This is a genomic window from Gammaproteobacteria bacterium, from assembly GCA_003696665.1.
Taxonomy (GTDB): Bacteria; Pseudomonadota; Gammaproteobacteria; order Enterobacterales.
On the sequence record RFGJ01000438.1, the window covers coordinates 1 to 2,346 of the forward strand.

General features: G+C 44.8%; 2 protein-coding genes. Both read left to right on the forward strand.

Annotated elements, in window-relative coordinates; all coding sequences use genetic code 11:
• Positions 1-168 precede the first annotated feature (168 nt).
• Positions 169-1,500: an aminotransferase class I/II-fold pyridoxal phosphate-dependent enzyme gene (locus D6694_10975; protein ID RMH39637.1), complete on the forward strand. Its 1,332-nt coding sequence runs from the start codon at positions 169-171 to the stop codon at positions 1,498-1,500.
• Positions 1,501-1,644: 144 nt separating this feature from the next.
• Positions 1,645-2,346, forward strand: a 702-nt coding sequence (locus D6694_10980; GenBank protein RMH39638.1) for a hypothetical protein, incomplete at its 3' end; no start/stop codon positions are given.

A 2,346-nucleotide genomic window follows, 5' to 3' on the forward strand; every position in this document is an offset into this window, starting at 1 on the left:
AAGCCGGCACAAAGGTCTTCTTCGAACATCACGTCGCAAGTACGCTCCGAGCGTTTGCTAACCCCATTTTTTCAGATTCACCTTGAACCCGCCTGAGCAATTGACTTCATCAGCGGGCTGAGTGCTCTTTTTACCCAAGCGATTTATTCACCCTCAAACACAAAAACTATGAACAAACAAATCACCCCCCGTCCCATGCACAACACGTCCAGGCTGCTGGATTATCTTTACCATGAAATGATCGTTTGCGCCACGGAAGGAATAGGGTATGTGGTGCTTGATGATGAGGAGCTCAAAGCAAATGAGATCGTCATTGGCGGTAAAAAAGTAAAGAGTTTTGGTTCGTGTAGCTATCTCGGTCTTGAGTTGGATCCCCGAATGAAAGCGGCCTCAATCAAGGCCATTGAGAAATACGGTACAGCTTTTTCCAGTTCCCGAGCCTACCTGTCCAGTCCTCTTTATGGAGAGTTGCAGGAACTCTTGGAGGCTATTTTCCAAAAGCCGGTCATAGCTACTCCTACGACCTCACTAGGACACATAGCTGCAATTCCCTCGCTCGTAGATCCTTCGGATGCTATAGTCTTGGATCATCAGGTTCATGCCAGTGTTCAGAATGCTGCAAAAATTGCCAAAGCAAATGGCACCCACGTGGAAATGGTTCGTCACAGCAATTTGGAAAACCTGGAGTGGAGAATCCAAAAGTTGACGTCGGAATTTAGGAATGTTTGGTATTTCGCTGATGGCGTTTACTCAATGTTTGGTGACTTGGCACCTTTTAAAGAGATTGAGTCATTACTGAACAAGTATGATAATTTGTATTTATATGTAGATGATGCTCATGGCATGAGTTGGTCGGGGCCACGAGGAAGTGGGACGGTATTAGCTGCGATTGAATTTCATCCAAAAATGGTGCTTGCAACTTCCATGGTCAAGGGGTTTGGAGGTGGCGGTGGCATTCTGGTCTTTCCAGATTCGCAGTTGCGTGACTTCATTAATTACACTGGTAGCACGCTCTTCTTTTCCGGTCCGATCCAAAATGGCAGCTTGGGGGCATGTGTATGTTCAGCGAAAATTCATTTGAGTCCTGAAATCAATGAGTTGCAGGAGAAATTGAAAGGGTTGTTGCGATTTACGCTTGATAGCTGTGATGCTATGGAGATTCCTCTTGCTGTTAAAGAGCTGACGCCCATCTTCTTTGTGCCGGTAAGTGATACCCGAACGGCATATCAAATTACGCGAAAAATGATAGAAAAGGGCTTCTTTTTGAATATCGCAGCTTATCCATCCGTCCCTGTAAAAAATGCTGGTCTGCGGTTTACCATTACCAACCACATGAGTGAGGGCAGTATCCTGGAGATGCTGGAAACGCTTCGGGAAGTGTACTATCAGACCTTGGCGGCAAACGGTGTGACGCTGGATGAGGTTTATGCTGCGTTCAAGCTTGAAAAGCCCGGTAAAAGCAAGATCACAGAGACACAATCTGTTTCTAATAACATGTGAATTAGGTACTTGCTTATTATGTCGCCCTGAGATTTTCCTAATGGTGGAGGCTCTCGGGGCGATTTTTTTTCTCTGGTTCACAAATTGGAAAGGAAATTGATAGCAAAAATGGTATAGGTTTTCTTGAATCAGAGAGGGGGCCAAATGAGGAAGAAACTGCTCGAATACATACATTCCTTTGTACCGAAAGATGATGAGGCCAATCCTGCCATTTACTGGCGGACAAGGATGTTGGTTTATCTTCATTTCTTTTTTCTTGTTGCAGTGATCATAATGGCACTGATCACTCTCTTTGCTATGCATGCCAATGATAATGTGCCATTTATCTTTGGTTTTGTTTTCCTTCCTTTTTCGTTGTATTTGCTTAAGCGCTATCAAAACCCCACATACTCTGGGAACTTGATAGTCTTGACGTGGTTTGCCATTCTAGTTCCTGCGGTATTTCAGACAGGTGGCTTTTACTCCGACAATTTGCTTTGGTTGCTCATTGCCCCCGTGGTAGCCATGCTTTTTGCAGGCAAAAAATCGGGATTCTGGTGGCTTGGGGGAGTAATAGGGGTTTGTGTGGTATTGTTTTTCTTGCATTTGGAAAATGATGATTTGTATAAATCTCAAATCGAAAATTTTACACCAGATTACTACTTGACTAGCTATGTATTGTTTGCTGTGGTCTTGCTTGGAGTGGTGTGGATATTTGAATATGGTCAGGAAAGTACAATCAAGGCCCTCGAAGAGCAGAAAAACCTCCTTGCCAAGCATCAGATGCATATCAAGAAGCAGATGGACGAGTTGCGGGCGGCCCAGCGCAAGATCGAGGAGACGAACAAGCAGCTGGAGCAGTTTGCC

Coding starts and splice junctions, on each gene's coding strand:
- D6694_10975 (RMH39637.1), top strand. CDS start 169: ATGAACAAACAAATCACCCCCCGTCCCATGCACAACACGTCCAGGCTG.